This window comes from Actinopolymorpha sp. B11F2, assembly GCF_040195635.1.
GTDB lineage: Bacteria > Actinomycetota > Actinomycetes > Propionibacteriales > Actinopolymorphaceae > Thermasporomyces.
The window spans coordinates 25,082-51,575 of sequence record NZ_JBEFTX010000007.1; the positions used below are offsets into that span (position 1 = coordinate 25,082).

Here is a 26,494-nt window from a genome sequence, read left to right on the forward strand (position 1 = left end):
CACCGGCGGTGCTGGCCAGATGGGGCAGGAGGTTACGCGAGCCGTGAACGACTCGATGAACGGTCCCGGAGCCGAGTCTGCCCAACTCTCTCGAGACGTGCAGAGCGACGGCCTGGAAGAAGCGCCCCGCCCTCGGATCAAGTTCCCCAAGCCGCCGCCGCTGGAGTCACACGGCCCGGCCAAGGTGATCGCGATCGTCAACCAGAAGGGCGGCGTCGGCAAGACCACCACAGCCATCAACCTCGGTGCGTCCCTCGCGGAGTTGGGCCGTCGGGTGCTCCTCGTCGACTTCGACCCTCAGGCGTCGCTCACGATCGGTCTCGGTGTCGACCCGCTCGGTCTCGACGCGTCGACCTACGACCTGGTCATCGACCACGAGATCAGTGCGCCGGACGTACGCCTGAAGACGAGCATCGACGGCATGGACCTGCTGCCGTCGGACATCTCCCTGTCCGGGGCGGAGATCCAGCTCGTCACCGAGGTCGCGCGGGAGACCACGCTGATGCGTGAGCTCGACCCGATGCGCCCGGAGTACGACTTCATCCTCATCGACTGCCAGCCGTCACTCGGGTTGTTGACGGTCAACGCGCTGACCGCCTCCGACGGCGTCATCATCCCGCTGGAGTGTGAGTACTTCGCCCTGCGCGGGCTGGGATTCCTTGTCGACAAGACCATTCGTACCGTCCAGCAGCGGATCAACCCGAAACTGAAGATCGAGGGCATCCTCGCGACGATGTTCGACATGCGTACGCTCCATGCGCGCGAGATCCTCGAGGAGGTCGTCGAACGGTTCGGCGAGACGGTCTTCCACACCATCATCTCCCGGACGGTGCGGTTCCCCGAGACCAACAAACTCGGCGAACCGATCACCACGTACGCACCGAGCAGCATGGCCGCGGAGGCCTACCGCCAGCTTGCGCGGGAACTCCTCACCCGGCTGTGACGGCGACGACTGAGGTGACCGACTCCGATACCGGAGGCGCGGCGGGGGATCCCGAGCTCGTCCGTGCCGAGCAACGCGCGCAGAGCTTCACCGTGCGCCTGGACAACTTCGAAGGTCCCTTCGACCTGCTGCTCGGCCTGATCTCCAAGCACAAGCTCGACGTCACCGAGATTGCGCTCTCCGTCGTGACCGACGAGTTCATCGGCTACATCCGGGCGATGGGGCCGCAGTGGGACCTCGACCAGACGACGGAGTTCCTGCTCGTCGCGTCGACACTGCTCGACCTCAAGGCCGCGCGCCTGCTGCCGCAGGGTGAGGTCGAGGACGAGGAGGACCTCGCGTTGCTGGAGGCGCGGGACCTGCTCTTCGCCCGGCTGCTGCAGTACCGGGCGTACAAACAGGTCGCGGGCATCATGGCGACCCGGATGGCAGCGGAGGCGCGGAGATTCCCACGGGCTGTGGGGTTGGAGGACCGTTTCGGTCAGCTGCTGCCCGAAGTGCTCATCGGGCTCGGCGTCGAGGAGTTCGCGAGACTCGCCGCCAACGCGCTACGTCCTCGGGCCGAACCGGTGCTCTCGCTCGCGCACATCCATGCGCCGCGGGTCAGTGTGCGGGAGCAGGCGACGGTGATGGTCGAGCGGTTACGCCGGACGCGGTCGACGACGTTCCGGGCGTTGACGGCGGACTCACCCAACCTCGTCACGACCATCGCGCGGTTCCTGGCTCTGCTGGAGCTCTTCCGCGAAGGTGCGGTGGCGTTCGAGCAGGCGGAGGCGCTGGCCGAGCTGACCGTACGGTGGTCGGGGAGCGATGAGGGTGACATCGCGGTCGGGGCCGAGTTCGACGAAGGCGACCAGGCCGGGCTCCAGCCCGTGCAGGACACGGGACAAGCTCCGGCCGAGTCAGCCGAGGAAGCGCCTGGCGACGAGGCGGTCGAAGCGGAACCTGCGCGGGAGCCGGTCGCGGAGGGAGCCGCCGAGGAGGGCCCTACCGAGCGGCAGCCGACCGGGGAGCATGCTGGTCAGGAGCAGGATGAGCGGGAGTCAGGGGAGTGACGGTGACGAGCGAGTACGAGGGGGACGTGTCAGAGGAAGCTCGCGATCCGGGACGAGATGACCCCCACTCGGTGGAGCACGAACCGTCGCCGACCGAACCAGACCCTGTGGGCGACCAGTCGGTCGGCAGGGAGCCGCTGGACCAGGAGCCGCCGGCCGTCGGCACAGGGTCCGTGGACCAGGAGCCCGTGGACCAGGAGCCCGTGGACCAGGAGCCCGTGGACCAGGAGCCCGTGGACCAGGAGCCCGGTGGACCCGCCGAGGAGACGCTGGATGTCAGTGTCCCTGGTGACCTGTACGGACCGATCGAGGCGATCCTGCTGATCGTCGACGAGCCGCTGCCGGCGGTCACGCTGGCGCAGGTGCTCGGCCGCCCTCGCCCCGAGATCGAGGAGGCACTGCGTGCCCTCTCCGACTCCTACACCAAGGAGGGACGCGGGTTCGACCTCCGCGAGGTGGCGGGTGGGTGGCGTCTCTACACCCGCGAGGAGTACGCCGATGTCGTCGAGCGCTTCGTCCTCGACGGCCAGCAGGCGCGACTCACCCAGGCCGCGCTGGAGACCCTGGCGGTGATCGCCTATCGGCAGCCGGTGAGCCGGAGTCGCGTGTCGGCGATCCGTGGCGTCAACTGTGACGGCGTCGTCCGTACCCTGCTGACCCGTGGTCTGATCGAGGAGGCCGGTGCCGACGGAGAAAGCGGTGCGACGCTGTACCGCACCACGTCGTACTTCCTCGAGCGACTCGGTCTCGGTTCGCTCGACGAGCTCCCGAGTCTGGCCCCGTATCTTCCCGACGTCGACGAGATGGATCCCGAGCAGGCGTCTTCCGCGATGGGAGAGTCGCCGACCTCTCCCGCCACCGGCGAATCGGCGCAGGCCGAGCCGGAACTTCCCCTGTCCGAGCAGCCGCAGGCGCCTGACGCCGCCGAGGCGACCGAGCTTCCCCACCAGGCGACCGAGCTTCCCCACCAGGCGACCGAGCTTCCCCACCGGACCGAGGATGACTGAGCCGACCGCGACCGAGCACGAGGGCGCTACCGAGCGCGAGGGTGTACGCCTGCAGAAGGTCCTCGCGCAGGCGGGTGTCGCCAGCCGCCGCGCGGCCGAAGACCTCATCACCGCGGGCCGGGTGAAGGTCAACGATGCCGTGGTGACCACGCTCGGCACCCGGGTCGACCCCGAGCACGACGTCCTGCGAGTGGATGGCGAGCGGGTCGTCGTCGATGTCGGCAAGGTCTATCTCGCACTCAACAAGCCGCGCGGCGTGGTGAGCACGATGAGCGATCCGGAAGGTCGCCGCTGCCTAGGTGACCTGGTTCGACACCAGAAGGAGCGGCTCTTCCACGTCGGCCGGCTCGACACCGACACCGAGGGCCTGTTGCTGCTGGTCAACGACGGGGAGTTCGCGCACCGGCTGGCTCACCCGTCGCACGGGGTGGAGAAGACCTATCTCGCGGAGGTGCCTGGACCTGTGGCGGCCAGGGTGGGTCGCCAGCTGCGCGAGGGCGTCGAGCTCGAGGACGGTGTCGCACGCGCGGACGCGTTCCGGATCGTCCAGCGCGTCGAGGGTCGGGCGATGGTCGAGCTGGTGCTCCACGAGGGGCGTAAGCACATCGTGCGGCGGATGCTCGCCGAGGTGGGGCATCCCGTCCGGCGCTTGGTGCGTACGTCGATCGGACCGGTCAAGCTCGGCGACCTGCGTGCGGGAAGCATGCGGCCCCTCACCTCGCAGGAACTCGCCGTCCTCCTCGACCTTGTGGAGCTGTAGCGCGAGTCAGGAGTCCCGCGTGAGGTCGGGATGCAGGGCGAAGAAGAGGGAGTACGCCCGAGCTGTGCGTCCGGGCTGGCGCGCCTTGAACTCCTCGAGCAGGGCGTTGAGGCGGGTGTCGAACTCGTCGCGTTCCTTCGCGGTCAGGCGCAGGCCGAGTCGGCTCGCCCTGATCTGGTCCGGACGTTCGGCCAGGGCTCCCTCGACCTCGCTCAGGAAGGCGTCGATCATGGCCTGCAGGCCGCGTGCGGGTCCTGGCAGCTCGCTGACGTCGAGCGTCCACGACTTGCCGGTGGCGAGATAGGGCACCTCGCGGGCGCCTCGGGTGCCGCGCCGGGCCTCCTGCGGGTCGAGGAAGCCGGTCGCGACGAGGGTGCGCACGTGGTGCAGCGTGGTCGCCGGGTTGGCTCCCAGTCGTTCGGCGATCTGTTTGTTGGTGAGTGCCCGGTCGAGGCAAAGGCGCAGGATCCGCAGCCGGATCGCCGAGGCCAGCGCGCGGGCTTCCGCTTCGGTCGCGGGACGTCGCCGGACGGTCATGGCGGTCAGGATAGGACGTAACTGATTGACGAATCCCAATCAGTCCGCCACGATCACGTCCATGTCACGAGATCGCTCCCGGCTCGGCCTGTTGCTCGACCGCGACTTCCGCCGGTTGTTCGCCGCGACGACGGTGAGCCAGTTCGGGTACCAGGTCAGCTTCCTGGCGCTCCCGCTCGTGGCCGTGGAGACGTTGGCGGTGAACGAGTTCGAGGTCGGCATCCTGACCGCGCTCACGACCGCGGCGTTCCTGCTCGTCGGACTACCCGCCGGCGCATGGGTCGACCGGATGCGGCGGCGGCGTGTCCTCATCGCCGGCGACGTGGGCCGCGCGATCCTGCTGGCGACGGTTCCCGCGGCGTGGTGGGCGGGCATGCTCACGCTCTGGCAGCTCTACGCCGTCGCGCTCCTGCACGGGATCCTCACCGTCTTCTTCGACGTGGCGTACCAGAGCTATCTGCCGCACCTCGTCGGTCGGGCCAACCTGGTGGAGGGGAACTCGCGGCTCGAGTCCGTCCGGGCTCTCTCCCATGTGGGCGGCCCGGGTGCGGCGGGATCCCTGATCCAGGTGGTCACGGCGCCGGTCGCGTTGCTCGCCGATGCGGTCGCCCTGGCGTTGTCGGCGGTGTTCGTCGTACGCATCACCAAGCGTGAGGAGCGACCACACCGGCCCGACACCCATCTGGTGCGCGACATCGGTGAAGGTCTGCGGTTCGTGCTGGGACACCGGCTGCTCCGGTCGATCGCGGCATGTACGAGTACGGCCAACCTGTGCAGTGCCGCGACCGGTGCGATGGTGATCTTCTTCCTCCGCCGGGACCTGGGCCTCGGGGCCGGCGTGATCGGTCTGGTCCTGAGTGTCGCTGGGATCGGAGGGGTGGTGGGTGCCCTCGTCGCGCGACGGTTCGCGGCGTGGGTCGGCCAGGGCCCGGCGATCTGGCTGTCGGTGTGCTGTACGGCGCCGTTCGCACTTCTCCTTCCGCTCGCCGAGCCGGGATGGCGGATCTGGCTCGCGGCGGCGGGTGGCGCCGTCTTCGCGGTGGGTGTCGTGGTCTACAACGTCACCCAGGTGAGCTTCCGCCAGGCCGTCACCCCGGATCATCTCCTCGGCCGGATGAACGCCACCATGCGCTTCCTCGTCTGGGGTACACAGCCGATCGGCGGGATCCTCGGCGGCGTACTCGGCAGCGCGGTGGGTGCGCGGACGACGCTGGTGATCGGTGCGGTGGGCGGCAGCCTCGCCTTCCTGCCGGTGCTGCTCTCGCCGCTGCGCACGATGCGGGAGCTACCCTCCGGGCCTGAAAACCACCTCGAGGACCTGCTCGAAGAGCAGGTCGTCGAGCGGATCGAACGGCGGCGATCCGAGCGGTCGTGACGAGGGTCTCGCCCGCGTCGAGCTGGTCGCCCGCCTCGACGAAGCCTCCTCGTGAGAGTTCGACCAGATGAACGCATGTGGTCATTCGTTCATGACTACCGGTCGCCGCTCCGCCGCGCGATCCAAGCGCCCGGCACGCCCGCTGCAATGCCGGCCCGAGGCCCACACGAGGCGTCCTGGCCGATTTCGGCCAGCGCACACACGTTCCGGAACCGCCCGACGTCGTATCGGGGACGTGACGGCGATCGCGATGCGCATGACCGCCTCCCGCGGCAGCGGCGGTCGGCTGTTGGCGGCCTGGGGGGTGCCCTGCGTACGCTGCTGCCTGCATCGCCGCGCACACCGTCGCGGTGCAGGAGAGCTCGGTGATGCGGGCCGACGCAGCAGGCCTGCTGGAGCGCCACAGGGCGGTAGGTTCCGGTGGCGGCGCCTGTGAGCAGCCGGTCATCAATGGTGCGACGGAGGATGTTGTGAACCTGGAGTCGGCGATGGTGGGCACGTCGGTCGGTCGCTACCGACTCGACGAACTGCTCAGCCGCGGGGGCATGGGGGAGGTGTGGCGCGCCTTCGACACGACCCTCGGCCGGCCGGTCGCCGTGAAGCTGCTCCGCGCCGGACTCACCGACGCGGCGGACAAGAAGCGCTTCGTCCGGGAGGCGCGCTCGGCCGCCCAGCTCAGCCACCCCAACGTCGTCGCCATCTTCGACGTCGGCGACTGGCTCGGCTCCTCCTACCTCGTCATGGAGCTGCTCGAAGGCAAGACCCTCGCCGAGGAGCTGGCCGACAACGGGCCCCTTCCGATCGCCGACGTCCGCGACCTCGGCGCGCAGGCCGCCGCTGGCCTGATGGCCGCCCATGCGGCGGGAGTCGTGCACCGCGACGTCAAACCGAGCAACCTGGTACGCACCCGGGAGGGCACACTCAAGGTCGTCGACTTCGGGATCGCCCGCGTGCTCAACGAGGCATCGACCAGGCTGACCCGGACCGGCACCATCGTGGGGACCGCAGCCTACATCGCACCGGAACAGGCGCGTGGGACCGACGCCGACGCCCGCACCGACCTCTACGCCCTGGGTTGCGTTCTCTACCAGCTACTCGCCGGTCGTACGCCGTTCGTCGGCGGACCGACCGAGGTGATGTACGCCCACCTCTACACCGAGCCCGAACCGGTTACCCGGCTCCGTCCCGACGTACCCGCCGACCTCGAGGCACTCATCCTCAGCCTGCTCGCCAAAGATCCGGCCAACCGGCCCGCCGACGCCGCGACCGTGCGGACTGCGCTGGCGGGCACGGCGCAGGCTGTGCGAGCAGGTACCCAGGTCGACGCGGAGGCTGCGGCCGCCGCACCCACGATGGTGACGCCCGCCCTGCTGATGCCCGATCCAGCGGCGACGTCCCAACCGCCGTCCACACCGCCGGAGGCGTCGTCCCCACCGGTGTCATCCAGCCAGGCAATGTCGCCGAGCCAGGGCGTGTCGCCGGGCCAGGGTGTGCCGCCGGGCCAGGCCGGACCCACAGTGGGTCAACGCGGCACGGTGGGGCCGGCACCGTCGACGTCCGCGTGGGGATCGGACGCCGCGAGCGCGGCCGCGAGCGGTTCCGGCACCGGATCGACGCGACAGTTCCGGATCGACGACCCTCAGCGCCCTCCCGAACGTGGTTCCGGTAGTGGCCCACGTCGGGGTCGGCGGAGACTGCGTACCGCTCTCCTGGTGCTGGCTGTCGCGCTCGCGGTGGCCGCCTTGGCCTGGTCCGTCCAGTACCTGCGTACTCAGGAGGACCCGGCCGCGAACGCGCCGGCTCCGAAGACCACGCCGAAGCAGACCGTGCCCTCCAACACGCCGTCGCCCGAGACGCGGGGTACCGCCGAGGACGTTCCCGCCAATCCGGAGTACGGATCGCCGCAGTGGCTCCAGCAGCTCGACTCGACCCTTGCGACGCTGGAAGCCGAGGACCTGATCGAGGAGGACGTCGCTGACGACCTGCGCGACAGCATCGACGACGCCCTCCAGGCATACGCCGAGGGTGACGACAGCGGGGTGGAGCGGGAGTTGTCCCACCTGAACAAGGATCTGACCAAGGGGTTCCAGGACGGCGACCTTCCGCTCGACGGTCCGCTCACCACGTTGTTCAATGAGGATTTCTCGGGCGACGGCGGCGGAGACGGCGATCGGAGGGGAGACAGCGGCGACGGGAACGACGGCGGCTCTGACGAGGGCGATGGCTCTGACGGCGACGGTTCCGGCTACTGAGCGAGCGTGAGTCTGTGAGGGGTGTGGGAACCATGAGCGTGCTGCGATGGGCGGAGCTGACCCGTGAGCGGCTCTCCGAGCTGCTCCCCGAGGCGCTGGTCGTCCTGCCGGTGGGCGCGACCGAGCAACATGGGCGCCATCTCGCCACCGGGACCGATGCGTTGTTGGCCACGAGCGCCGCCGAACGCGCGGTGTCACTCGCTGCGGAGTCCGCGCCGCGGAAGCTCGTTCTGGCACCCACACTTGCCTTCGGCGCATCGGACCACCACCTTCCATTCGGAGGCACGCTGTCGCTGCGTCCCGAGACGTTGCTCGCGATCCTGCTCGACCTCGCCCGCTCCGTCGCCGAATGTGGTGGGCGGCGGCTCGTCCTCGTCAACGGACACGGCGGCAACCGGGGGATCTGCTCGGCAGCGGCGGCGGCGGCATCCGTGCGTAACCCGGTCGCCGTGGCCTACACCGACTACTGGGACGCCGCCGTCGGTGCCGACCTCGCCGGAGTGGACGGTGGTGACACACCGCTCCCTGGGCACGCGGGTGGCTTCGAGACGTCCCTCGTCCTCGCCGTCGCGCCGGAGTTGGTGGTCGACCGGACTGAGCGGTCGGCGGTCCCGGAGATTCCCCAGGTCACCGGCCTGGAGATCCATCGGCAGGCATCGTGGCACGAGCAGGACGGCTACACCGACCAGCCGGCCCACGCCACCGCCGACCGTGGTGAGGTATGGCTCGACCACCTCGTGTCCGTGCTGGCCGACCGGTTGGTCGATCTGGCGAAGGCGCTCTAGGCGTCGGCCACGACCGTCGGCGGGGCGAGGCCCCGAACGTCGCCGGTGAAGATCTGGCACGGCATCTGCCCGGCTCGGCCCGGGGCTGTTGCGTTCATGGACTCCAGGACTCCGTGAGACGTGTCAGCCGGTCCTGGAGGTGCGCGCGCAGGTCCTGCTCAGGTGCGAACGCCCACCACAGGACTGCGCCCTGCCAATGTGTGAGGAGCAGGTCCGCGGCATCTGCTGCCGCGTCGGGAGCCTCGGTGAAGCAGGCACTGAGGACCTCCACCAGGATCTGTTTCCACCTGGCTCCGCGCTGACGCAGCTCGGGATCTCGCAGGTCCTCGCGCAACAGGAGGAGTCCCTCAGCGAACTCCTCGATATCGGTGTCGTAGCGGGCCGACAGTCCGACGAGAAGGTCCACCGCGCCTGCTGGTGTGTTCTCGATCTCCTTGCCCAGCGCGACAGTCCTGGCCTCGAGCTGGTCCCACGCATGGTGAAGCGTCCGACGGCGCAGGTTCACCACTGTTCCGAACCGTTGGACCAGGGTCGCGGCGGACAGTCCGCACGCGCTGGCCACGGCCGTGAACGTCAGTCGCTCGACACCGGTACGCCTGGTCACCGCGAGCGCAGAGTCGAGGATCTGCGCGTCGGTGAGGGTCTTGGGTCGTGGCACAATTCCAAGTATAAATGAACGTCCGTTTATTATACTTGGAAGGTGTGAACATGACCACGCAGACACTGGGGGGCAAGGTTGCTCTCGTCGCGGGCGGTACGCGCGGAGCCGGCCGCGGGATCGCCGTCGAGCTGGGAGCCGCCGGGGCGACCGTCTACGTGACCGGCCGGACGACGCGGGAGCACCAGTCGGAGTACGCGCGACCGGAGACCATCGAGGAGACCGCCGATCTCGTCTCCAGTGCCGGCGGGATCGGCATCGCCGTACGCGTCGACCACCTCGTACCCGAGCAGGTGCAGCACCTGGTCACGCGCATCCGCTCCGAGTTCGGCCGGCTCGACATCGTGGTCAACGACATCTGGGGCGGGGAACATCTCTTCGAGTGGAACACGCCGGTCTGGGAGCACGACCTCGAGAACGGCCTGAGGCTGCTGAGGCTCGGGGTCGACACGCACCTCATCACGGCACACTTCACCTTGCCGCTGCTCATCGAGCGCCCAGGCGGACTTCTCGTCGAGGTGACCGACGGGACCGCCGACTACAACGCGCGGAACTACCGCAACTCCCCGTTCTACGACCTCGCCAAGGTCTCTGTGCAGCGGATGGCGTGGGCGCATGCGAAGGACCTTGCGCCACACGACGCTACCGCGCTCGCTATCACGCCCGGCTGGCTGCGTTCGGAGAACATGCTCGACCACTTCGGGGTCACCGAGGCGACCTGGCGCGATGCTCTGGAACAGGTGCCGCACTTCGCGATCTCGGAGACCCCGCGTTTCGTCGGGCGCGCTGTCGCCGCAGTCGCCTCGGACCCGGAGCGTGCCCGATGGAGCGGACAGTCGGTCTCGTCCGGCGGCCTTGCGAAGGTCTACGGATTCACCGACACCGACGGCAGTTGCCCCGACGCCTGGCGCTACCTGGATGAGGTACAGGATGCAGGCAGGCCGGCCGACGTCACGGGCTACCGCTGACGAGACCCGTGCACGTCCACCGTCGGCGACGACGTGACGTGTCCGGCGTACGGACATCAAGGACTGCCATCAGGCGTGGGTAGTCCATGCACTGAAGCGGGCCTGGAGTCGGCCGGCCCTCTCACTGCGGTGCGGAGCCGGCCCAGGAGTCAGCGGCGCTGGTAGACGCGTACGTAGTCGACCTCGAAGGCGTTCGGGAAGACGGTGCTCGCGTCCGGTGGCCCGCCGCGGTCGTCGTTGACCCAGACCCCGCTGTTGAGGATGACGTACATCGGCTTGTCGGGAACGAACGAACCCTCGAACACGGCGGTCGGAGCGCCGTCGACGAAGAACACCGCGCGCCCGGGCTCCCACTGCAGGGCGTACGTGTGCCAACCGGTCGTCGGTGCCGGGCTGTAGGTCCACTGACTGTGCCAGTCGACGTCGGGCCACTGGCCGGTGGCGATGCCCTGGTGCAGCCCTTCGTTGCCGCCGAACCACTCCGCGATGTCGAACTCCGGCGGCCAGCTGCGGTCCTGCGGCACCAGCCAGAACGCCGGCCACAGGCCGCGGCCGGCGGGATACTTCGCGCAGATCTCCCAGTGGCCGTACGCCTGGAAGAACAAGTCATGGGAGGACATGAATCCCTCGGAGTAGGCGTACGTGCCGGGCGGGTCGTCGCCCACGACCGGTTCGTCGTTCGCGATCAGGTGGAGGCGACCGTTGCGCAGGACGATGTTCTCGTCGAGGGCGTAACTTCCGTACGAACTGTTGTGGTAGTGCCCGCCGGCCCGGCCCGGAAAGTCCATGACGGTGTTCCACTTGGAGCGGTCGAGCCGCGACGTGGCGAACTCGTCGTGCCACGTCAGCTTCCAGTCCCGCCCAGGGGAGTGCGAGCCCGGGCAGGTGCGCGACGACGCGGCGTCGGTCGCGGCGTCCGTCGCGGTTTCGGGTGGGGGTGGTGGGGCGGCTGAGGCGGCTGGCAGGTGAAGCGTCGCGACGAGCATGCAGAGACCCGCGACGACCGCAGGTCCCAACCGGGTAAGGCGACTCATGACGGCGACCTCCTGGTGGGCCGCCCTGAGTGAAACCCGTGCCCGGGTGGCGCGTCAACGCGGCCGTCCGAGGTTGCCCGACCAAGTGCGGCGAACCGCCGGTTCGGGACCGTTTCGTGGGCACGACAGCGGGGAACCTGAACCTGAATCGAGGGTGACCCCGACCGGGAGGTCCGTGTTGAGCGCTCGCACCGCCGAATCGCCAAACGTCCTTTCGCCGTCCGAGCGGGAACTCCTCGACGCCTACTGGCGTGCGGCGAACTACCTGTCGGTCGGTCAGATCTACCTGCTCGACAACCCGTTGCTGCGTGAACCGCTACGTCCGGAGCACGTCAAACCTCGGCTGCTCGGCCACTGGGGTACGACACCGGGCCTCAACCTGGTCTACGTCCACCTGAACCGGCTGATCCGGTCCCACGACGTGTCGGCGATGTACGTCACCGGACCAGGGCACGGCGGACCCGGATTGGTCGCGAACGCCTACCTCGAGGGGACCTACTCCGAGGTCTACCCGCACGTGTCACGCGATGTGGAGGGGCTGCGGCGACTCTTCCGGCAGTTCTCGTTTCCGGGCGGGATACCCAGCCATGTCGCACCGGAGACGCCCGGCTCCATCCACGAAGGTGGCGAGCTGGGGTACTCCCTGGTCCATGCGTACGGCGCGGCGTTCGACAATCCCGATCTGCTCGTCTGCTGCGTGATCGGTGACGGCGAGGCCGAGACCGGGCCGCTGGCGGCGAGTTGGGACAGCAACAAGTTTCTCGACCCGGCGCGCGACGGTGCCGTCCTGCCGGTCCTGCACCTCAACGGCTACAAGATCGCGAACCCGACGGTGCTCGCGCGGATCCCCGAGGCCGACCTGCTACACCGGCTGGAGGGCCATGGCTACCAGCCGTACGTCGTCGCGGGGGACGATCCCGCGCAGGTGCACGAGCAGCTCGCCGCGACGCTCGACCGGGCGTATGCCGAGATCGTCGCGATCCAGCGCCACGCCCGGACCGGGTGTGCGGCGCCTCGTGAGCTGCCACGGTGGCCGATGATCGTGCTGCGGACGCCCAAGGGCTGGACCGGTCCCCGCGAGGTCGATGGCGTCCAGGTCGAGGGGACGTTCCGCTCCCACCAGGTACCCGTGTCGGACGTACGCACGAACCCCGAGCACCTCGCAGAACTCGAGGCGTGGATGCGGCGGTACCGGCCGGAGGAGCTGTTCGACGCGGCCGGCGGCCTGCGCGCCGAGCTGGCCGCGCTCCCGCCGACAGGGGAGCGGCGGATGAGTGCCAACCCCCATGCCAACGGCGGCCTTCTGCTGCAGGGCCTCAGGTTGCCGGACTTTCGTGCGTACGGCGTGGACGTGCCCTCACCCGGTGCCGTGGACAACGCGCCCACCAAGGTGCTCGGCACCTGGCTGCGTGACGTGCTGCGGGACAACCCGTCGACGTTCCGGCTGTTCGGTCCGGACGAGACGGCGTCGAACCGGCTGTCGGCGGTGTTCGAGGCGAGCGACCGCACCTGGGAGGCCGCGGTCGTCGCCGGCGACGACCACCTGGCTCCGGACGGCCGGGTGATGGAGGTGCTGTCCGAGCACCTGTGCCAGGGCTGGCTGGAGGGCTATCTGCTGACCGGCCGACACGGGCTCTTCAACTGCTACGAGGCGTTCATCCACATCGTCGACTCGATGGTCAACCAGCACGCGAAATGGTTGAAGGTCACCCGGCAGATCCCGTGGCGGCGGCCGATCGCCTCGCTCAACTACCTGCTGTCGTCACACGTCTGGAGGCAGGACCACAACGGCTTCTCCCACCAGGACCCGGGCTTCCTCGACCACGTGGTCAACAAGAAGGCCGAGATCGTGCGCGTCTACCTTCCCCCGGACACCAACACCCTCCTCTCGACGGTCGACCACTGTCTACGCAGCCGGAACTACATCAACGTCGTCGTCGCCGGCAAGAATCCCGCACCCGACTGGCTGTCGATGAACGAAGCCGTGGAACACTGCACCCGGGGGATCGGGATCTGGGACTGGGCGAGCAACGACCGCGGCGGCATCCCCGACGTCGTGCTCGCCTGCGCCGGCGACGTACCCACCCTGGAAACGCTCGCTGCCGTGGATCTGCTGCGCCAACACCTTCCCTCGCTCGCCGTCCGCGTCGTCAACGTCGTCGACCTGATGCGCCTGCAGCCGGCGAGCGAGCATCCACACGGACTCCCCGACCGGGAGTTCGACGCGCTGTTCACGACAGATCGGTCGGTGATCTTCGCGTTCCACGGCTACCCGCTGCTGATCCACCGCCTCACCTACCGTCGGACGAACCACGACAACATCCACGTCCGCGGCTACAAGGAGGAGGGGACGACGACCACGCCGTTCGACATGGTGATGCTGAACGATCTCGACCGGTACCACCTGGTCATCGACGTGATCGATCGCGTACCAGGGTTGGCGATCCGGGCCGCGGAGCTGCGGCAGCAGATGATGGACGCCCGCCTCAGGGCGCGGGTCTACACCCGTGAGTACGGCGAGGACGCGCCCGCCATCCGCGACTGGCGCTGGCCGTCGGCGCGGGTGTGAGAGGCGCTGAAGCTCCGATGCGGGTGCTCGTCGTCAACGCCGGGTCGGCGACGCTCAAGCTCGCCCTCCTCGACGGCGACCGGGTACGTGCGAGTCATCAGGTCGACGTGTCGGGCGATGACTCGCAGTCGAGCGAGTTGGAGTCGGTCCTCGACAGGTGGGACATCCCCGACGCGGTCGGCCACCGGGTCGTGCACGGTGGTGGACTGTTCACCGGTCCCGTACGCATCGACGTCGGCGTACGCACCCAACTCGAGGCCCTGGTACCGCTGGCTCCGCTGCACCAGCCGGCCGCCCTTGCCGGTATCGACCTGATCGCGCGCCTGCTCCCCGACGTCCCGTCCGTCGCCTGCTTCGACACGGCCTTCCACTCCACCCTCCCACCCGCCGCCACGACCTATGCCCTCCCCGCCGCGTGGCGTAAGTGCGCCGGCTTCGACGTACGGCGGTACGGCTTCCACGGCCTGTCCCATGCGTACGCCTCGCGCCGGGTGGCGGATCTGGTCGGGCGCCCGGTCGAGGACCTGCGGACCGTCGTCTGTCACCTGGGGGCGGGCGCGTCGCTCTGTGCGGTCCGGGGAGGGAAGAGCGTCGACACGACGATGGGCTTCACTCCGCTGGAGGGGTTGGTGATGGCGAGCCGGTCCGGCGACGTCGACCCGGGACTGCTGGTGTGGCTCCTGCGGCAGGGCGAGGTCGATGTCGATGCGCTCGACGACGGGCTGGAGCACCGTTCCGGCCTGGCGGGGCTCGCTGGCACGCCGGACATGCGCCAGGTACTCGCGCGGGCGGGCGACGGCGATGGCGCCGCGCGTCTGGCGATCGAGGTCTATCTGCACCGGCTGCGGGCGGGGATCGCCGCCATGGCGGCGAGCCTGTCGGGTCTGGACGTCGTGGCGTTCACCGGCGGCGTGGGGGAGCACGCTCCGGCGGTCCGGGCGGGGGCGGCCGATGGGCTCGGCTTCCTCGGGATTGGCGTCGATGCGGTCCACAACCCTGCGGCCGAAGGGGATGCGGACATCAGCGCGCCAGGGTCGCCGGTGCACTGCCTGGTCGTCGCGGCGCGCGAGGACCTGCAGATCGCCCGAGAGGTCGCCCAACTCCTCAACTGACTCCCGCCGGCCATGCGGGCCAATTCCCCACGATGCACGGCGAATATGCCGCGCCATCGTGGAGAACGATCACGTGTGCGTGATCATTCCCGCACTTCTCGGCTGGCCCGCTGGTTGTCCGGTTGGTGGGGACAACGCCATCCGTCTCCGGACAGGGTTGGTGCACATGGCCGTCAAGCCGGTTGACTCGCCGCCGGCGTGATCTAGGGTTCGGGCGTCCCGCCATCAGGCCCTACTGAGTAAGCCCGAGGGAGATCCCCATGGTCAGCCGACGCGTGTTTCTCACCGGTGCTGTCGCGGCCGGTGTCGCGTCCTCTGCGACGTCGCCGGAAGCCGCACTTTTATTTGAGCCGATTGGTAAGACCTCTGACAATGTATCGGCGTCAACCGCCACCGACGCAGGTGGCATCAGCTGGCCCGAGGGCCAGGCGCTGCCGCACTTTCCCCGGGCTCGACACCTCCTGGTGGCCGATCTGGAGGAGGTTCCGCGCGACGAACAGGTGCTCTTCGCCTGTCTGCAGGGCATCGTCAACCGCACCTTGCCTCGCATCTACCTGCTCCAGCCGGGGGACCAGGGCAAGGAAACCTGGCTCACCGACGGCCTCGGAATCACGTACACCATGCTCGATTCGAGGTGGCGGCTGCTCGAGGAGTTCGCGGACGTACCGACGGGGATCGTGATCTACGACCCCGACGTGCTCGACACCATCAACGCGGCAACGGGCCTCGCGGGTCTGCGGGACGCGCTGGCCGTCAGCCCCGAACTCGCCGCGAAGCTCGCTGCAGACGGCTACGACTACCCCGTTCTCGAGGATCTACGGGGACGGTTCACCGGACGCCTGGACGTCTACCAGTGGACCTACGACATTCTCTGGCCCGAGGCCACCCACCGGATGCTCGTCGGGCTCAAGCCCGAGGGACAGCGGACCGGATCGGCGTACCTGCGGGACTATCCCGTCGCCAACCGCTCCCTGGTGATCTGGCTCGACTCCGCGATCCCTGCCGAACGCGCGCTCTACGCACGCTTTCTCGCCGACATGCCTCCGAACTCGCCGTACCTCGGCTGGTTCCCGCCGGGAGAGTTCAGCTCCACCCAGCTGTGTTCGGAGAACGCCGTCTACGTGGTGCCGGCGGACTGGTTCGCCAACATGAGCGTCTGGTCGGGTACGCGAGCGGAGCCGATCGCGCAACCGAAGGCCAAGACCCCAAGGCTGCGCAACAAGATCTATGTCACGTTCACGATGTCCGAAGGCGACAACCTGCAGTACAACCAGCGGGTCCTGCGCAGGATCTGGGGTGACCCGGCGCGGGGGAGCGTCCCGCTCAACTGGGGGATCAGCCCGCTGCTGCTCGACGCCGCCCCCGCGATGCTGCGCTACTACCAGTCGACCGCGACGCCGAACGACCACTTCATGGCGGGACCCTCGGGGGCTGGCTACATCAACCCGACGCCGTGGCCGGACGCCGACTTCCGTACCTACACCCGGCACTCGGGGAAGTACCTCGAGGAGGCAGGGCTCGAGACCGTCTACGTCCTCAACCGCGTCAACGGACCGAGCGTGTGGATGACAGAGCAGGAGGTGACGGCCTACTCCGAGGACATCGGTCCGGCGGGTGTGATGTTCGGCTGGGAACGCTGCACTCTCACGAAGATGCTGACCGACGACCTGCCGCAGTCGGTCGTCATGCTCAACAACAACGTCGCGGAGCTGAAGGCCTCCATCGCCGAGGCGTCCCGCGGCTGGGACGGCAACGCGCCGCTGTTCCTGTCGATGGGCGTGCTCGCGATGGCGATGACACCGACCGACGTGGCCGGTGTCGTCTCGGAACTCGGGCCGGAGTACGAGGTCGTGCGCGCCGACCAGTACTTCGACCTCATCCGGGTGGCGAACCGACTCGACCCGATCAACGACGACGACGTGCCGGAGTTCGCGCATGTCGTCCCGCAGGGACAGATGACGGCGACGGCGACGAGTTCGCTCGAAGGATCCGGTCCGCAGAACGCGATCGACGGCGACGACACGACCCTGTGGCACAGCGCGACGGGACCGGAGAACCCGCTGCCGCAAGCGATCACCCTCGACCTCGGCGGCGACCACGTGACCCGTGCACTCGTCTACACACCCCGCCAGGACGTGAGCTGCAACGGCACCATCATGGGATTCCGCATCGCCGTCAGTGCCGACGGCGCCGCCTTCACCGAGGTCGCGCAGGGAGAGTGGAGCTACTCGTACCACCGGAAGTACGCCGAGTGGCAGCCGGTCACTGCCCGCTTCGTACGCCTGGAGGCCGTCGAGGGCTACAAGGGTCTCGCGTCGGCCGCGGAGGTCAACGTCGCCTACGAACCGGAGGCCTGACCCGCGGGCTCCTGGGAGCGCCCGCGAAAGACGGGGGGCGCCCGCGCGGGGGAGAAGGGGATCAGCGGCGGTCGTAGAGGCCGCGAGGACCGGGGCATGGCAGCATCGTCCCCGCTGGCCAGCCGTGGTCGGCACACCAGTTTCGGTGGGGGCGCGGCTGGCGTTCTCCCGGGTGGATCTGGTTCGGTGGTCGGGCGGGTCGCTCGCGTGGGTCCTCGACGCCCTCGGTGCCGGCCCCCGCGAAGACAGGTCGAGGTTCTACGGAGGTGGCGGTCGTTGGGTACCGACGTCGATGCCGCAGCAGTCCTCACGCTGCTCGGATCTGGTCAGGAGCACGCGGACTGGGTGGCAGAACTCGCCCGGTTGTCACCGCCCGTGAAGGAGGTCCCACTCCCTGACCTCGCCGAGATCGACCCCCTCCTCCACCGTGTCGGCGTCCTCCCGGACGACGCCGCGGAGATCATCGCGACCCGCCCGTCCGCCACCGGCGACCCCGAGCTCTGGTGGCTCTTACAGCGTTGCCACCAGTTGCTCGAGACCAGCATGGGCGACCTGAACTGGGACTGGCTGCGGTGGCCGCACCTTCCGGCGAGCCTCGGTGCCAAGGGTCGGTTCTTCTATGTCCACGTCCTCCTCGCCGCCGTGCCCACCGTCCTGCGCTACCACGAGGAACGCGGCATCCCGGCCGACGTGAGCTGGGCGACCTTCGCCGACCTGGGCCGCCAGATCGCCATCTACCGGCGAATCCACGGTGTCGGCGGTCTCGACGTGCAGTTCTGGTTCTCTCTGCACTTTCGCGGCCTGATCTACGACATGGGCCGGCTGCAGTTCAACCGCGGGACCGTCAGCTTCGACGATGAGGCGATCGCCGCCACGGACGCTCCGTTCCGCAGGGGCGACACCGCACTGGGCGTCCACATCCCGGAGTCGGGTCCGATGACGCACGAGGCGTGCGAGGAGTCGTTCCGGCGGGCGCGGGAGTTCTACGACCGGTACTTCCCTGAGGAGGGCTACCGCTACGCCATCTGCTCGTCGTGGCTGCTCGATCCGCAGCTCGCGGAGTACCTCCCCGCCGACTCCAACATCGTCCGGTTCCAGCGCCGCTTCCAGCTTGTTCCCGGGGGACGGGTCGGCGACAACGACGTGTTCCAGTTCGTGTTCAGGAAGATCAACCCCACGGTCGACGAGCTTCCCAGGCGTACGACGCTGGAACGCGCGATCGTGACGCACCTGGAGGCCGGTAGGCACTGGGAGATCCGGGCCGGCTGGGTCGCCCTCTGACGCCGGGTGATACCGGGCGCGGATAGGGTGACCCCGACGACAGGCGTCGCCACAGGGACAAATGCCGCGTTACCGGCGCTGTTCGTCGTACGCCTCCTTCTGGCAGGCGTACGCCTTCAGATGACGCGGCGACTCACAGCGGACGGAAGGATTCACCGTGCCGGTCCGGGCAGTCCGGGGTGCGACCCAGCTCGAGATCGACGAGCGCGAGCACCTGCTCGATCGCGTGGCCGAACTCGTCAAGGAGGTCCTGCGCACCAACGACCTCGACAACGACGACCTGATCAGCATCGTCTTCACGGCGACGTCCGACGTGCACTCGGAGTTTCCGGCCTACGCCGCGCGCCTGATGGGTATGACCGACGTCCCCCTGCTCTGCGCACGTGAGCTCGAGATCGGTGGCGGGATGCCGCGGGTGATCCGGCTCATGGCCCATGTCGAGACCCCGCTCAGCCGGGACGAGATCACTCACGTCTACCTCCACGGCGCGGCCGCGCTGCGCCGGGACCTCTCCCATGTCTACGCCGTGCCGGACGACTCGCCCACGCCCCCTCCGGGGCAGCCATGAACCGACGTCCGACGGGTCGCATCCTCGTCATCGGTGCCGGATTGATGGGCACCTCGGTGGGGCTCGCGCTGAGTCGGGCGGGTCTCGAGGTCCTTCTCGAGGACCGCGATCCCGGACATGTGCGGGTCGCCGTGTCTCTCGGCGCGGGCGTACCGGCCAGCCGAGCGGATCTCGGCGGCCCGGACAGCCCGAGGGAGACGGACAGCCCGAGGGAGACGGATGGCGCGGCCGGGACGGATGGTGGGGAGCCGGATCTGGTCGTGGTCGGCGTACCACCCGCTGCCCTCGGGACCGTCATCGCCGACGCGCTGGAGCGGTTCCCGCGGGCGACGGTCACCGACCTTGGCAGCGTGAAGGCCGCCACGGTCGGTGCCGTCGCGGCCAGGGCGCCGGAGTTCCTCGACCGGTACGTCGGTGGGCACCCGATGGCCGGCAGCGAGCAGTCGGGACCGCTGGCCGCGCGGGCTGACCTGTTCGACGGGCGGGCGTGGGCGGTGACGCCGCATCCGGGAAGCCGGCCCGAGGCGGTCGAGGCGGTCGAGGGCCTCGCGGCGACCTGCGGAGCGTTCGCGGTGCCGATGACGCCGGCCGAGCACGACGAAGCGGTGGCGCTGATCTCCCACCTGCCCCAGGTCGCCTCCTCGGTGGTGGCCGGGCTGCTCACCACCGCGGCCGAGGACCACCTGGTGCTGGCCGGGCAGGGCCTGCGCGACGTGACCCGGATCGCGGCCGGTGACCCCGACCTGTGGAGCCAGATCCTCGCCGCCAACGCCGAGCCGGTGGCCAAGCTGCTCCACGAGACGGCCGAACGCATGCACCAGTTCGCTGTGACCCTGGAGAAGTCCGTCCCGCCTGCGGAGACCGAGCTGGCGGCGCCCGGGGCTCCCGACCTGAGGAACGTCCTCGAACGCGGTGCCACCGGCGTACGACGACTCCCCGGCAAGCACGGCATGCGCCCCGAGGCGTTCGCGTCGGTACCAGTGCAGCTGCGTGACCAGCCGGGTGAGCTGGCGCGGCTGTTCGCCGATGTCGGCGCGGCCGGTGTCAACATCGAGGACGTACGCATCGACCACAGTCCCGGCACCCCCGCCGGGTTGGTCCAGCTCGCGGTGCACGCTGATGCCGTACCCGCACTCTTGCAGGCCCTGGCGCAGCACGGATGGGACGTCCACGGTTAGCCTGCGCGGCGGACCGGGCGGATCGTGGGAGGAGACGACAAGGTGGAGCGAGCCGACGAGGCAGACCTGGCCGGCATCGTGGTGGCGATCGACGGACCGTCGGGTTCAGGGAAGTCCAGTGCCGCACGAGGGGTGGCGCGACGCCTCGGCCTGCGTTATCTCGACACCGGTGCGATGTACCGCGCCCTCACCTGGTGGATGCTGCGCGCAGGCGTACCCCTCGACGACGCCGAGAAGACCGCCGCGCGCTGTGGGGAGCCCCACCTCGAGGTGACGACCGACCCGAAGGCGCCGCGGATCGCGATCGACGGGGTGGACGTCTCCCGTCCGGTGAGGTCACGCGAGGTGACCAACGCGGTGAGCGCTGTGGCCGCCGTACCAGCGGTCCGGACGCGACTCATCGACCTGCAACGTGAGCTGATCGGTGACGGCGGCATCGTCGTCGAGGGCCGCGACATCGGCACCACCGTGGCTCCTGACGCGGGTGTCAAGGTCTACCTGACGGCGCGCGAGGATGTCCGTGCCCATCGCCGCGCGGCCGAAGGCCTGGCCGGCAGCAGGGTGGAGGTCGGGCTCACCCGCCGGGAGATCGCCCGCCGCGACCGGTTGGACTCCGACCAGTCCGGCCGAGCGTCCGACGCCGTGGTTCTCGACACGACTGAGCTCGACCTCGAGCAGGTCATCGACCGAATCGCGGCCCTCGCCGGCGAACGGGTGGGGGCGTGCGGTCCCCGATGAGCGGAGCGGCTGACCCGCCGCCCTCTCCGTTCACGGCACGGCCTTCGTCCCTTTCGGCGTACTGGCGAGGTACGCCGGGCCCGCCGGATCGGCCGATTCGGCTCACGCGGCGGCCCTCCTCTGGCGTACTGAAGCTGGCCTGGAGCATCCGCGTCCATGACCGGCACCACGTGCCGGGCGACGGCCCGGTGATCCTGGCGTCGAACCACCTCGCGATCCTCGACGGGCCGGTTCTCGCGGCGGCGATGGCCCGGCCGGTCCATGCGTTGGTCAAGAAGGAGATGTTCCGTGGCCTGCTGGGTAAGGCGTTGCGGCGTCTCGGCCAGATCCCGGTCGACCGTGGGACGGCCGACGTCGGTGCCCTCAAGGCCGCGCTGGCGGTGCTGGACCGGGGCGACGTCCTCGCCATCTACCCCGAGGGCAAACGCGGACCCGGCGACTTCACCGTGATCAAACCCGGCGTCGCGTATCTCGCCCTGTGCACGGGGGCGCCGGTCGTCCCGGTGGCCTGCCTGGGGACGCGCGCGCTCGGGAAGTCGACGGGGGCCGTACCCTCGATGAGGACGCGGATCGACGTGGTCTTCGGCCGGCCGCTCGTCCTCGAGGCGGTGCCGTGGCCACGCCGTCGCGAGGTTGTACGCCAACAAGCTTCCCGACTGCGCCAGGCCCTGATCGCCCATCTTCGCGAGGCGGTCGAGGTCAGCGGCCGGGCGGCGCCCGGCGCCGAGCAGGAGGCGGGGCCCCGCGAGGCTGCCGCGCCCACCCCGGGACGCATCGACGTAGAGGAAGTTTCGTGACTGACAGGGAATCCCGGCAGGCTGCCGAGCTCGCCGACGCCTTTGCCGACGAAGGTGATGACGGCTATGCCTTCGTCGACGAAGGGGGGGCCGACGACCTCGACGGCCCGGTGGCCGCGGACGCACCGGTCGTCGCGGTCGTCGGACGTCCCAATGTCGGCAAGTCCACGCTCGTCAACCGCATCCTGGGCCGGAGAGCAGCCGTCGTCGAGGACGTCCCCGGTGTCACCCGCGACCGGGTGACCTACGACGCCGACTGGCGCGGCCGCCGGTTCACCCTGGTCGACACCGGCGGATGGGACCCCGATGCCAAGGGCTTCATGGCCCGAGTCGCCGCGCAGGCCGAGATCGCCGTCACCGCCGCCGATGTCGTCCTGTTCGTCGTCGACGTCACCGTTGGCGCGACGGACGTCGACGAGGCCGTCGTACGCATCCTCAGGAGGGCCGGCAAGCCGGTGATCCTCACGGCCAACAAGGCCGACGACCTGCGCGGCGAAACCGAGGCGGCCGCCCTGTGGTCACTCGGACTCGGTGAGCCACGGCCGGTCTCGGCGATCCACGGTCGGGGGACCGGCGACCTGCTCGACGCGGTGCTGGAGGCGATGCCCGAGGCGCCAGCCGACCGCGGTCCAGGGGTCGGCGGCCCGCGGCGGATCGCTCTCGTCGGCAAGCCGAACGTCGGCAAGTCCAGCCTGCTCAACCGCCTCGCCGGCGAAGAGCGCGTCGTCGTCGACGAGGTGGCCGGCACGACCGTCGACCCGGTGGATGAGTTGGTCGAACTCGGCGCCAAGACCTGGCGGTTCATCGACACCGCGGGCATCCGGCGCCGGGTCCGCGACGCGGCCGGACACGAGTTCTATGCCAGCCTGCGTACGACCGCGGCGATCGAACGCGCGGAGGTCGCGATCGTCCTGCTCGACGCGGCCGAGCCGCTGTCGGAACAGGACCTGCGGATCATCTCGACCGTTGTCGAGTCGGGTCGCGGCCTGGTTCTTGCGTTCAACAAATGGGATCTTGTCGACGAGGACCGGCGGCTGCGGCTGGAGAAGGAGCTGGACCGGCAGGTGCGGGTGCGCTGGGCCCCTCGGGTCAACGTCAGCGCCCTCACAGGCTGGCACGTCGACCGGCTGGTCAGGGCGATGGAGACCTCGCTCGAAGGCTGGTCGACCAGGGTCCCGACCGGCACCCTGAACGCCTTCCTCGGTCGGCTGGTCGCGGCAAATCCGCACCCGCTGCGAGGCGGCAAGCAGCCACGGATCCTCTTCGGCACCCAGCCGCAGACGTCGCCGCCGAAGTTCCTGCTCTTCACGACGGGCTACCTGGAGCCTTCGTACCGGCGGTTCATCGAACGCCGGCTGCGGGAGGAGTTCGGGTTCGCCGGCTCACCGATCATGATCACCCTGCGGATCCGCGAGAAGCGCCAGCGCAAGGGGAAGTAGCGGGTGCGCCGGCCGGCGGCGGAGTTCGAGCGGCTCTGCGGTAATGTTCCATCCGCCCGACCGGGAGGTTTCGGGCGACGGGCTGTGGCGCAGTTTGGTAGCGCACTTGACTGGGGGTCAAGGGGTCGTGGGTTCAAATCCCGCCAGCCCGACACATAAAAGTGCAGGTCAGAGGCACTAGATGCGACAGGGCCTGGTGCCTCTCCCTCTCTGGATGCCCGATTCTGGGAGCGGAATGGGAGCGGATCTTGCTCAAGCCGCTGTTCCAGCTCCCCCGAAGTACGGTGCGTCAAGGACGCCAACGGACTGTGTGCATCGAGAGGACCGGGCCTGTTCTCAGCCGCTGCTGCGTTGTGAAGTGTGTTGGCACCGATCCGACAGACGGCTTAGGAATTCGTAGGCGAGTTGTCGTTGTGGTAGGTGGAACTCGTGGCCGCCGGGCACTACTTTGACGTGCACGTTGTCGGTGCCTCTGGAGTGGAGGCGGCTCTCGATCTGTTTGGCGCCTCGGCTCCATTTGTCGTCCTCGGCTGCGATGAGGAGGAACTCGCACTGGCTCGCGAGGGCGAGGACGTCCTCGACGTCATAGTCGGCGGCGAAGCCTGGGACTACGAACTCGGCCTGGAACCCCGCGTCGCGTGCGAATGAGTCGCGGTAGGGGATGCAACCGCAGTTCGAGACGCTGACTGTGATGCGGTCGTCCCACGCTGGTGCCCAGATGGCGGCGCGCGCGCCGTAGGAGTGGCCGATGAAGCCGACACGGCTGGAGTCGCCCTCGGGGAGGCTGGCCGCGTAGTCGATGGCCAGGGAGATCTCCTGGAGGCAGTCGGCCAGCAGGGTGCGTCCGAGCACGAGGCGGGATGTCAATTCGAACCAGGTGACGTTCTGGCCGTTGTCCCAGTTGCGGTCCTCGAATCCGATGGCGTCGGCGGCGATGGCGACGAAGCCGCGCTGGGCGAGCTCGGCCGCATATGCCTGATCCGGGTCACCGTGGAGCCCGCATACCTCGCTCTTGCCGAGGTCGAACTGGCGCGCGTGCTGATGGTGACAGAACACCACTGGCGCGGGTCCGGTGAGGCCGTCCGGGATACAGACGAAGGCGGATCCACGACCTGCGGGGACGGCATAGGAGACGCGGCGACGGACGTAGCCCTCGCACGCGACCTCCTCGTGCACCTTCGGGTCGAGTGGCCCAGGGACCGCAACAGTCCCAAGAACTTGCCGAAGCCGCTCACGGCTCAGAGCGGGCGGGGTCATTTGGGCATCGAAGCAGTGAATCGGCTCGCTTGCAAAGCGATTGCAGCCTCGAGCACGCCTCCCATAGCCTCACGCGATGGTGAGTCACAACGACATTCGGCTCCGGCGCGCCGAGAGCAGCGATCGGCAGTGGTTCTTCGATGCAAGGCGAGCGGCCTTTCAGGCCTACGTCGAAGAGATCTCAGGTTGGGACGACGCTGAGCAGCGCGCGACTGCCGACAAGGAATTCGACGAATTGCCCTTCGTGATGGTCGAGGAGGGTGGTCGACCTGTCGGTTATCTGTGTGTCATCCACAAGGATGATTGCGACTTCATCGAGGAGATCGCCATACGCCCTGAGGCGCAAGGTCGGGGCGTCGGCACCCAGCTCGTCCGAGGAATTATGCAGGCTGCTCAGCAGCGCGGCGTTCCGGTCCGACTCAGCGCCTTCGTGAACAATCCTGCTCAGGCTCTCTATGCACGCCTGGGGTTCGAAGTCACGCGGATTGAGCATCCGCGTGTAGCGATGACGTGGTGCCCAAGCAAAGCGTGAGGCCGATCAGCCCTCCGCCTGAGTCGGCGTACGGTTCAGGGTTTTGTCGTGCCAAAGGCATACAGGACTGCCGCTTTGTCGACCGATCCGCCGGAGTCGGTGGTCCGGCCTAGCGCGCGGACGTAGGCAGTCTCCAGGCGTGCCCGATCGACCTGCGGTAGCGTGTCGAGCTCGGCGGCGTACATCCGCGCATGGACCGACCAAGCCTGCTTCAAGTCCGCTGGGTGGAACGCGACAGTTTCGGGGACGATCGACCGGACCTTGAAGTTCTGCGCACTCAGCACTCGGCGGCATTCCTCGGCCGACCCGAGCCGGGCACTGGGATCGTCGAGGCGCAAGCCGTACGATGCCGCCAGCCGACGAAACAGTGCCGCCGAAGGCGGATTGTCCCGCTGCATCGTCGAGATTCCGACCAGGCCACCCGGGCGAAGGATCCGCCGCCACTCGGCTAACGCTGCATCCACCGGCATGTACAGCAGTGCCGCTGAGCAGATCACCGCGTCGACGGACCCGGATGGAAGAGGTAGCTGGGTGGCGTCCGCCCGCGCGAGGAGAACATTGGCGGGTCCAGCGCCACTGATCGCCGCGCGAGCTCGTGCAACCATCTCAGAGGAGATGTCCACACCGACAACGCGACCGGTGCGACCGACAGCCCGTCGAGCCGCGAACGCGGCGAATCCGGTGCCTGTCCCGGCGTCGACGACACGCCACCCTGGCCGAAGCCCAGTCAGCTCAACCAAGCGTTCGGCATAGCGGCGGTGCCAATCGCCTCGGGCGTACGTCCGTGCCCTGTCGTTAAATGCCGCAGCAATCTCGGTTTGGTCAACGCTCACCACGTCGTCCTCCCTCCGCATCCAAACGCAGTCTGCCTGTCGTCGCTACGATCATGCACCCAGATATGACGTGTAGTCAGCGTGCAACAGTGGTGCGGCTTCTCCACGAGCACTGAGCAATGCGTCAAGGACGCCGACCGCCGATCGTGGGGCCAGCCGGGCTCGTTCCTCCAGCGACTCCTCCCAGAACCCTTGCAGGCATTCACCAGGCCCTTCCGCATGCGATCGCTGATGTGGCTGTAGACGCCGCGCATGCGGGGCACCTCGTGGCCCATCCGTTCGGACTGCCGGACGTACGAGATGCCGGCATCGTCCATCCAGGTCTGATGTCCGTGGCGCAGCCGTGCGGTGTGAGCCCACGCAGGACGGGCAGCCACGTCGCGGGGAACACGTCCTTGGTGATGCGAGGCCTGCCACGGCTGTCGCCGTGGAAACAGGCGAGCGGCAGTCCAACTAGTT

General features: G+C 68.9%; 23 protein-coding genes and 1 tRNA gene. 19 read left to right on the top strand and 5 right to left on the bottom strand.

Features of this window, described 5'->3' with window-relative positions; genetic code table 11:
- The first annotated feature begins 55 nt into the window (after positions 1–55).
- The 4 genes from ABN034_RS14550 to ABN034_RS14565 are packed head-to-tail and all read left to right on the top strand — an operon-like array spanning position 56 to position 3,765.
- Complete coding sequence (locus ABN034_RS14550) at positions 56–943, top strand: ParA family protein (protein ID WP_502877666.1); 888 nt, start codon at positions 56–58, stop codon at positions 941–943.
- Positions 944–957: 14 nt separating this feature from the next.
- Positions 958–1,998: a segregation/condensation protein A gene (locus tag ABN034_RS14555; protein WP_349691538.1), complete on the top strand. Its 1,041-nt coding sequence runs from the start codon at positions 958–960 to the stop codon at positions 1,996–1,998.
- Positions 1,999–2,000: 2 nt separating this feature from the next.
- The gene (gene scpB, locus ABN034_RS14560; protein WP_349691539.1) at positions 2,001–3,005 is read left to right on the top strand and encodes an SMC-Scp complex subunit ScpB; all 1,005 of its coding nucleotides are present in this window, start codon (positions 2,001–2,003) and stop codon (positions 3,003–3,005) included.
- On the top strand, positions 2,998–3,765 hold the full coding sequence (locus ABN034_RS14565) for a pseudouridine synthase (protein ID WP_349691540.1): 768 nt from the start codon (positions 2,998–3,000) through the stop codon (positions 3,763–3,765). Before scpB ends, ABN034_RS14565 begins: the two co-directional genes overlap by 8 nt.
- 6 nt (positions 3,766–3,771) lie before the next feature.
- Here the strand turns inward: ABN034_RS14565 and ABN034_RS14570 are convergent, their stop codons facing one another.
- Positions 3,772–4,302, bottom strand: coding sequence for a helix-turn-helix domain-containing protein (locus ABN034_RS14570; protein ID WP_349691541.1), 531 nt, complete (start codon positions 4,300–4,302; stop codon positions 3,772–3,774).
- Between the two features lie 61 nt (positions 4,303–4,363).
- Between ABN034_RS14570 and ABN034_RS14575 the strand changes: the two genes are divergently transcribed.
- From ABN034_RS14575 to ABN034_RS14585, 3 genes are all read left to right on the top strand, one after another.
- Positions 4,364–5,677, top strand: coding sequence for an MFS transporter (locus tag ABN034_RS14575; RefSeq protein ID WP_349691542.1), 1,314 nt, complete (start codon positions 4,364–4,366; stop codon positions 5,675–5,677).
- A 470-nt stretch (positions 5,678–6,147) separates the two neighbouring features.
- Positions 6,148–7,929 carry a serine/threonine-protein kinase gene (locus ABN034_RS14580; RefSeq protein WP_349691543.1) on the top strand — a complete coding sequence of 594 codons (1,782 nt, stop codon included), beginning with the start codon at positions 6,148–6,150 and terminating at the stop codon, positions 7,927–7,929.
- A gap of 32 nt (positions 7,930–7,961) precedes the next feature.
- Entirely contained in the window at positions 7,962–8,714 is a 753-nt protein-coding gene (locus tag ABN034_RS14585; RefSeq protein WP_349691544.1) for a creatininase family protein, read from the top strand.
- 94 nt (positions 8,715–8,808) lie between these two features.
- Here ABN034_RS14585 and ABN034_RS14590 read toward each other — a convergent pair whose 3' ends face one another.
- Positions 8,809–9,372 (bottom strand): TetR/AcrR family transcriptional regulator, encoded by a 564-nt coding sequence (locus tag ABN034_RS14590; protein WP_349691545.1) that lies wholly within the window; start codon positions 9,370–9,372, stop codon positions 8,809–8,811.
- Positions 9,373–9,422: 50 nt separating this feature from the next.
- Here ABN034_RS14590 and ABN034_RS14595 point away from each other — a divergent pair, with 50 nt between their 5' ends.
- Positions 9,423–10,340, top strand: a complete 918-nt coding sequence (locus ABN034_RS14595) for an SDR family oxidoreductase (RefSeq protein WP_349691546.1) — start codon at positions 9,423–9,425, stop codon at positions 10,338–10,340.
- A 149-nt stretch (positions 10,341–10,489) separates the two neighbouring features.
- Here the strand turns inward: ABN034_RS14595 and ABN034_RS14600 are convergent, their stop codons facing one another.
- Complete coding sequence (locus ABN034_RS14600; RefSeq protein WP_349691547.1) at positions 10,490–11,374, bottom strand: glycoside hydrolase family 16 protein; 885 nt, start codon at positions 11,372–11,374, stop codon at positions 10,490–10,492.
- Between the two features lie 178 nt (positions 11,375–11,552).
- Here ABN034_RS14600 and ABN034_RS14605 point away from each other — a divergent pair, with 178 nt between their 5' ends.
- The 10 genes from ABN034_RS14605 (at position 11,553) to ABN034_RS14650 (ending at position 23,565) form a co-directional block, all read left to right on the top strand.
- A complete protein-coding gene (locus tag ABN034_RS14605) occupies positions 11,553–13,943 on the top strand; it encodes a phosphoketolase family protein (RefSeq protein WP_349691548.1) in 2,391 nt (796 codons plus the stop codon).
- Positions 13,944–13,960: 17 nt separating this feature from the next.
- Positions 13,961–15,055, top strand: a complete 1,095-nt coding sequence (locus ABN034_RS14610; protein WP_349691549.1) for an acetate/propionate family kinase — start codon at positions 13,961–13,963, stop codon at positions 15,053–15,055.
- A 260-nt stretch (positions 15,056–15,315) separates the two neighbouring features.
- Positions 15,316–17,412, top strand: coding sequence for a discoidin domain-containing protein (locus ABN034_RS14615; protein ID WP_349691550.1), 2,097 nt, complete (start codon positions 15,316–15,318; stop codon positions 17,410–17,412).
- Positions 17,413–17,688: 276 nt separating this feature from the next.
- Positions 17,689–18,693, top strand: coding sequence for an acyltransferase domain-containing protein (locus ABN034_RS14620; RefSeq protein WP_349691551.1), 1,005 nt, complete (start codon positions 17,689–17,691; stop codon positions 18,691–18,693).
- A gap of 157 nt (positions 18,694–18,850) precedes the next feature.
- On the top strand, positions 18,851–19,261 hold the full coding sequence (gene aroH, locus ABN034_RS14625) for a chorismate mutase (RefSeq protein WP_349332102.1): 411 nt from the start codon (positions 18,851–18,853) through the stop codon (positions 19,259–19,261).
- Positions 19,258–20,439, top strand: a complete 1,182-nt coding sequence (locus ABN034_RS14630; protein ID WP_349691552.1) for a prephenate dehydrogenase — start codon at positions 19,258–19,260, stop codon at positions 20,437–20,439. The genes aroH and ABN034_RS14630 overlap by 4 nt, the downstream gene beginning before the upstream one ends.
- Before the next feature lie 42 nt (positions 20,440–20,481).
- A complete protein-coding gene (cmk, locus tag ABN034_RS14635; RefSeq protein ID WP_349691553.1) occupies positions 20,482–21,177 on the top strand; it encodes a (d)CMP kinase in 696 nt (231 codons plus the stop codon).
- Positions 21,174–21,974 carry a lysophospholipid acyltransferase family protein gene (locus ABN034_RS14640; RefSeq protein ID WP_349691554.1) on the top strand — a complete coding sequence of 267 codons (801 nt, stop codon included), beginning with the start codon at positions 21,174–21,176 and terminating at the stop codon, positions 21,972–21,974. The genes cmk and ABN034_RS14640 overlap by 4 nt, the downstream gene beginning before the upstream one ends.
- Positions 21,971–23,413, top strand: coding sequence for a ribosome biogenesis GTPase Der (gene der, locus ABN034_RS14645; protein ID WP_502879046.1), 1,443 nt, complete (start codon positions 21,971–21,973; stop codon positions 23,411–23,413). Before ABN034_RS14640 ends, der begins: the two co-directional genes overlap by 4 nt.
- A 78-nt stretch (positions 23,414–23,491) precedes the next feature.
- A tRNA-Pro gene (locus ABN034_RS14650) sits at positions 23,492–23,565 on the top strand.
- Between the two features lie 184 nt (positions 23,566–23,749).
- Here ABN034_RS14650 and ABN034_RS14655 read toward each other — a convergent pair.
- On the bottom strand, positions 23,750–24,589 hold the full coding sequence (locus ABN034_RS14655) for a dienelactone hydrolase family protein (RefSeq protein WP_349691555.1): 840 nt from the start codon (positions 24,587–24,589) through the stop codon (positions 23,750–23,752).
- Positions 24,590–24,746: 157 nt separating this feature from the next.
- Between ABN034_RS14655 and ABN034_RS14660 the strand changes: the two genes are divergently transcribed.
- Positions 24,747–25,202, top strand: coding sequence for a GNAT family N-acetyltransferase (locus tag ABN034_RS14660; RefSeq protein WP_349691556.1), 456 nt, complete (start codon positions 24,747–24,749; stop codon positions 25,200–25,202).
- A 35-nt stretch (positions 25,203–25,237) separates the two neighbouring features.
- Here ABN034_RS14660 and ABN034_RS14665 read toward each other — a convergent pair whose 3' ends face one another.
- Entirely contained in the window at positions 25,238–26,038 is an 801-nt protein-coding gene (locus ABN034_RS14665; protein WP_349691557.1) for a class I SAM-dependent methyltransferase, read from the bottom strand.
- Between the last annotated feature and the right edge of the window lie 456 nt (positions 26,039–26,494).